Here is a 6,038-nt window from a genome sequence, read left to right on the forward strand (position 1 = left end):
GTCGAGAGGGAAACAGCCCAGACCACCAACTAAGGCCCCTAAGCGTATGCTAAGTGGGAAAGGATGTGGAGTCGCACAGACAACCAGGAGGTTGGCTTAGAAGCAGCCACCCTTGAAAGAGTGCGTAATAGCTCACTGGTCAAGTGATTCCGCGCCGACAATGTAGCGGGGCTCAAGCATACCGCCGAAGTTGTGGCATTCAGACATTTCTCGGCCGCACGGTTCGCCGTGTGGTCCAAGAGTCTGGATGGGTAGGGGAGCGTCGTGTGGCGAGCGAAGCGGCCGGGGAACCGAGCCGTGGACGCCACACGAGTGAGAATGCAGGCATGAGTAGCGAAAGACGGGTGAGAAACCCGTCCGCCGAATGACCAAGGGTTCCAGGGCCAGGCTAATCCGCCCTGGGTAAGTCGGGACCTAAGACGAGGCCGACAGGCGTAGTCGATGGACAACGGGTTGATATTCCCGTACCGGCATTAACACGACCCTGACGAACCGGGTAATGCTAAGCGCCTGAAACTTCGGATTCCTTCGGGATGAAGAAGCGGAGCGCGCGAACCGAACCAGTAGTAGTCAAGCAATGGGGTGACGCAGGAAGGTAACCCAACCCAGGCGATGGTTGACCTGGGGTAAGGATGTAGGGCGAGATGTAGGCAAATCCGCATCTCACGTGCCTGAGATCTGACGCCGAGCCGATTCAGGTGAAGTGGGTAATCCTATGCTGCCAAGAAAAGCCTCTAGCGAGTGTTAAAGCCGCCCGTACCCCAAACCGACACAGGTGGTCAGGTAGAGAATACTAAGGCGATCGAGATAACTATGGTTAAGGAACTCGGCAAAATGCCCCCGTAACTTCGGGAGAAGGGGGGCCCGTTCTGGTGAGGAGATTTACTCTCCGAGCTGGGATTGGCCGCAGAGACCAGGCCCAAGCGACTGTTTACTAAAAACACAGGTCCATGCTAAGTCGCAAGACGCTGTATATGGACTGACGCCTGCCCGGTGCTGGAACGTTAAGGGGACGGGTTAGCGACTTCGGTCGCGAAGCTCAGAACTTAAGCGCCAGTAAACGGCGGTGGTAACTATAACCATCCTAAGGTAGCGAAATTCCTTGTCGGGTAAGTTCCGACCTGCACGAATGGCGTAACGACTTGGGCGCTGTCTCAACCGTAGACTCGGCGAAATTGCACTACGAGTAAAGATGCTCGTTACGCGCGGCAGGACGGAAAGACCCCGGGACCTTTACTACAGCTTGGTATTGGTGGTCGATTCGATTTGTGTAGGATAGGTGGGAGACTGTGAACTTCGGACGCCAGTTCGAAGGGAGTCATCGTTGAAATACCACTCTGATCGTATTGGCTGTCTAACCTAGATCCGTAATCCGGATCAGGGACAGTGCCTGGTGGGTAGTTTAACTGGGGCGGTTGCCTCCTAAAATGTAACGGAGGCGCTCAAAGGTTCCCTCAGCCTGGTTGGCAATCAGGTATCGAGTGTAAGTGCACAAGGGAGCTTGACTGTGAGACTGACGGGTCGAGCAGGGACGAAAGTCGGAACTAGTGATCCGGCGCTGGCAAGTGGAAGCGGCGTCGCTCAACGGATAAAAGGTACCCCGGGGATAACAGGCTGATCTTGCCCAAGAGTCCATATCGACGGCATGGTTTGGCACCTCGATGTCGGCTCGTCGCATCCTGGGGCTGGAGTAGGTCCCAAGGGTTGGGCTGTTCGCCCATTAAAGCGGCACGCGAGCTGGGTTTAGAACGTCGTGAGACAGTTCGGTCCCTATCCGCCGCGCGCGTAAGAGTCTTGAGAAGATCTGTCCCTAGTACGAGAGGACCGGGATGGACGAACCTCTGGTGTGTCAGTTGTCCTGCCAAGGGCACTGCTGATTAGCTACGTTCGGAAGAGATAACCGCTGAAAGCATCTAAGCGGGAAACTCGCTTCAAGATGAGGGCTCTCACAGGGTTAACCTGGTAAGGCCCCCAGTAGACCACTGGGTTGATAGGCCGGAAGTGGAAGTGCGGTAACGCATGCAGCTGACCGGTACTAATAGGCCGAGGACTTGACCTCACACACACTTTTTGCACGCGTCCACTGTGCGGTTCCCGAGATACGGTCGGGAACCGGTTGAATCAGCACTAGCCATGTCAATGGCTGGTGCCGGATCAGCCAGACCAATTGATATCTCCATAGAGTTTCGGTGGTCATAGCGAGAGGGAAACGCCCGGTCCCATTCCGAACCCGGAAGCTAAGCCTCTCAGCGCCGATGGTACTGCTCTGGTGACGGAGTGGGAGAGTAGGACGCCGCCGAACATACTTCACTTAGGGCCACCGGAAACGGTGGCCCTAAGTTGTTTCTGACCATGAATAGGAGGCCCGATATGGCCGAGAAAGACCGCAAAAGCCGTGGTGGCACTGGAAGCAAGCGCGGCTCGGGGGCGCGCACGCCGCCGGGCGGGTCGGCTGGTGGTTCGAGCGGGACCCGCAACAGCGGTAAGCCGAAGGCCTCATCGGGAAGGCCAACTGGCAGGCCTGCGTCGACGGCCAAGTCGTCCGCCAGACCCGCGACACCCGGCAATTCAACAGCCCGGAGTGCGTCTGCTGGTAGGTCTGTTGGCAGATCTGCGCCTCCCGCGAAGTCGGCTGGTCGGTCCGCGTCTTCGGGCAAGTCCCGTGACGGCCGTGACGGCCGTGACAGCCGGCCAACGACAAATCGCAATTCTCGTTCTGATGCCTCGCGAGACGACCGCCCTAGTCGGGATCGGGATGATCGCAGGCGTGATTCTCGCGATAGCCGCCCGGGCAGCCCGCGTACTAGTTCGGCGGGCGGACGGTCGACCGACTCGCGTAGCCGCACAGGGGAGTCCCGCGGTCGACCAGGGGACTCACGGTCTCGGCCCGTGGACTCGCGGTCTCGTACTTCGGACAGCCGGGGACGCGGTAGCGAGCCTCGGACTCGACCGAAGGATGCCGCTGTCGCGCCGACCATTTTCACAGACGGACTTGGCGATATCGATGTTCGAGTGCTTCCGCGCGATGTTCTGCGCGACCTCGAGACACTGTCGATCCAGACCAAGCCTCGGGTTGAACGATGGCTGGCTGCTTCAAGGCTCGCGATGGAAGACGACCCCGACAAGGCATATGAATACGCCAAGGAGGCCGGCAAGCTCGCTGGTCGGGTCGCGGTTGTGCGCGAGACTGTTGGCATCGCGGCATACCAAGCTGGCGATTACAAGGTCGCTAAGGCCGAGCTCATGGCGGCTCGTCGGATGGCCGGTCGGGACATTCTGATTCCGCTGTTGGCCGATTGCGAGCGCGCTTTGGGCAAGCCGCAGCGGGCGCTGGACATCGCCCATGAGTCCGCAGCGCGGGCGCTGCGTGGCGAGGCTCGCGCGGAGCTCCTGCTCGTTGAGTCGGGTGCCAGACGAGATCTCGGACAGAAGGACGCAGCGGCGGCAGTGTTGCGAGGACCCTGCGCTCAGACTCCCAATTCGGCACCCTGGGCCGTGCGGCTGTACTACGGCTACGCCGATGCCCTGCTCGATGCCGGTGACAAGGAATTGGCGCGAGAGTGGTTCATGAAGGCACTGGGCGCTGATGTCGAGGAAGAGACCGATGCCGATGACCGGCTGGCCGAACTCGACGGGTAGCTGCCGACCAACTGCGGCTTCGGCATCCGCCGACTGGCAGCATGACCGTCATGAACGCCGGATCTGAGGCACTGGTCGCCCCGTACGACATCCTGCTATTCGACCTCGACGGTGTTCTATACGTCGGTGATGCTCCGGTCGATCACGCGGCCGCCGCCGTCAACCATTGTCGTAGTGAGCTATCCAAACCAGTTGCCTTCATTACCAACAACGCGAGTCGGACGCCGGACGCCGTCGTTGCGAAGCTTGTCGCGGCCGGCGTCGCCGCGCAGGCTGAGGATGTCGTGACATCAGCGCAGGCGGCCGCGCACTTGCTCAGCGACCAACACCCACAGGGCTCTGCGATCTTGATCATCGGGGGCGAAGGTCTCGTCGAGGCGGTGCGCGCCGTGGGCCTGCGGCCCGTCCGATCCGATGCCGATGGGCCAGTAGCGGTCGTGCAGGGATTCCACCCCGACGTCAACTGGCGGATGCTCGCCGAAGCTGCGGCGGCGGTCAATCGAGGTGTCCCGTGGGTTGCTACCAATCGAGATATGACCATTCCGACGGCGTCGGGCATTGCTCCGGGTAACGGGACGTTGGTCGCGGCGGTTCAGGTCGCTACCGGGCAGGAACCAACGACTGTCGGCAAACCCGAACCCCCACTGATCCTCGAGGCGCTGCGGCGAACGGGCACGTCGAGACCATTGTTGATCGGCGATCGAATGGACACTGATATCCAGGCGGCATTCGCAACGGGCTCAGACAGTCTGATGGTGCTGACCGGGGTCAATGGTCCGCTCGACTACTGCCTTGCACCACCTGAGCAGCGACCGACCTACTTAGCTCGCGACCTGCGGGCGCTGTTGGTGCCAGCAACTGTGGTCGACGTGGCCGAGGGCCAGTGGTCATGTGCTGGCTGGCGCGCTGAGAGTGGTGATGATGGCGGACTAAGTCTGACCACCCGCGGGCCGGACCCGCTGGACGGCATCAGAGTTTTGGCAGCTGGCTGCTGGCAGAACATCGATCAGGGAGCCGTACCGACCGCCAAGACCCTCGCAATGATCGAAGAATTGGCGGCGACACTGGAGGATTGAATCCAGGTGCGTGTCAGAGCAAGGAACGAAGGCGAAGGAGATCCCGGATGCTTGCGTCCAGGCGCACCCTGCCGGTCGCCCAGGCGTGCGCGAATTTGAGATTCCCGTCGGTCATCTCGACCAAGTCGTCGCTGGTCATCACCAGCCGGATGTTGGCTTTCTGGTCGCCGGTGGTTTCTTCGATGTCGATGAGCGCACCTTGGTGCAGACGGCCGCAGAAGGTTGTGTCGAGGTCAAGCAGGGTCAGTTCGACGGTCCGGTCGGGGATGTGTTTGCGGCGGGTATCCGGGTCGGTCGCGTTGAGTCTGGCGGCAAGCTCGTCCACGAGACCGCGGCACTTCTCGATCGATGCCACCGGTCACAACCCTCTCGCTCGCGATCTGTCAGCGCGGCAAGCGCTGATTGCCCTCAGGCACCGTACCGATTCTATGACCGCACCTGCGGACACTCTGTCGATAAACACGCCGCCCGCGCGGTAGCGTTCCCCCTGATGGGGTATCCGTCGCGGCCTCGCACGGTCGCCGCGGGTTAGGTGAAGTGAGAGGAACCGACGTGATCGACGCATTGAAGAGCTACCTGCAGCTTGCCTCTGGTATGGCCGAAGTCTCGGCAGCCAAGGCCAAGGAGACAGCCGCGATGATCGTGTCGCAGGGGCCCTCGGCGGCCTCAAGTATGACCCCGGACCAGCTGAGCGCCCAATTGCAGGCAGTTGCAGAGGATCTATTGGAACAGAGCAAGACCAATCGAGAGATCCTCGTCGGATTGGTCAAGACCGAGGTCGATCGCGCGGTTGGCCGGATGGGCTTCGTCCGCGAGGAAGAACTGGCCGCCGTTCGCCGCCATGTGCAGCGACTCGAAGCGCAGGTTGGCAGTCGTTCCGGTCAGGCCGTGGATGCGGCCGGAACTGCCGTGACAGCCGCGATGACAGCCGCTTCTACCGCCGCCGACACCGCATTGAACGCTGGCAAGTCCGCTGCCACGGTTGCTCGTTCTGGAGCCAAGGCGGCCACCGACGCAGCGGCGCCTGCGGCGCAGTCGGCGACCAAGTCCACCCCGACGAAGGCACCGGCCGCGAAGAAGGCTCCTGCGAAGAAGGCTCCTGCGAAGAAGGCTCCTGCGAAGAAGGCTCCTGCGAAGAAGGCTCCTGCGAAGAAGGCTCCTGCGAAGAAGGCTCCTGCGAAGAAGCCGGCCGCGAAGAAGGCTCCGGCCAAGAAGTCCGCAGTCAAGAAGGCCTCCTCGTCGAAGGCATCGAAGTAGTGGATTCGGGGTACCCGCAACGCTCTGGCGAGGATGCTCAGACTGAATTGGGACTGACGTCTGATG

The 6,038-nt window shown here is 61.1% G+C and carries 4 protein-coding genes and 2 rRNA genes (1 of these 6 only partly in view); 5 read left to right on the forward strand and 1 reads right to left on the reverse strand.

Annotated elements, in window-relative coordinates; genetic code table 11:
• The 4 genes from KAZ48_04730 to KAZ48_04745 all read left to right on the forward strand — a co-directional run.
• Nucleotides 1-2,059 (forward strand): 23S ribosomal RNA (locus KAZ48_04730) (it extends 1,058 nt beyond the left edge of the window).
• A 126-nt stretch (nt 2,060-2,185) separates the two neighbouring features.
• Nucleotides 2,186-2,302 (forward strand): 5S ribosomal RNA (gene rrf, locus KAZ48_04735).
• A 710-nt stretch (nt 2,303-3,012) separates the two neighbouring features.
• Nucleotides 3,013-3,639: a hypothetical protein gene (locus KAZ48_04740; protein ID MBP7972083.1), complete on the forward strand. Its 627-nt coding sequence runs from the start codon at nt 3,013-3,015 to the stop codon at nt 3,637-3,639.
• Between the two features lie 41 nt (nt 3,640-3,680).
• Nucleotides 3,681-4,715: an HAD-IIA family hydrolase gene (locus KAZ48_04745; GenBank protein MBP7972084.1), complete on the forward strand. Its 1,035-nt coding sequence runs from the start codon at nt 3,681-3,683 to the stop codon at nt 4,713-4,715.
• A 13-nt stretch (nt 4,716-4,728) separates the two neighbouring features.
• On the opposite strand, the gene KAZ48_04750 is transcribed toward KAZ48_04745, so the two are convergent.
• Complete coding sequence (locus KAZ48_04750; protein ID MBP7972085.1) at nt 4,729-5,070, reverse strand: sterol-binding protein; 342 nt, start codon at nt 5,068-5,070, stop codon at nt 4,729-4,731.
• 197 nt (nt 5,071-5,267) lie between these two features.
• Here KAZ48_04750 and KAZ48_04755 point away from each other — a divergent pair, with 197 nt between their 5' ends.
• Complete coding sequence (locus KAZ48_04755; protein MBP7972086.1) at nt 5,268-5,972, forward strand: hypothetical protein; 705 nt, start codon at nt 5,268-5,270, stop codon at nt 5,970-5,972.
• Nucleotides 5,973-6,038 lie beyond the last annotated feature (66 nt).

It is taken from the genome of Candidatus Nanopelagicales bacterium, assembly GCA_018003655.1.
Lineage (GTDB): Bacteria > Actinomycetota > Actinomycetes > S36-B12 > UBA10799 > JAGNDY01.

Bases quoted from the DNA above. Each gene is read 5' to 3' on its own strand.
- KAZ48_04745 (MBP7972084.1), top strand. From the start codon at position 3,681: ATGACCGTCATGAACGCCGGATCTGAGGCACTGGTCGCCCCGTACGAC.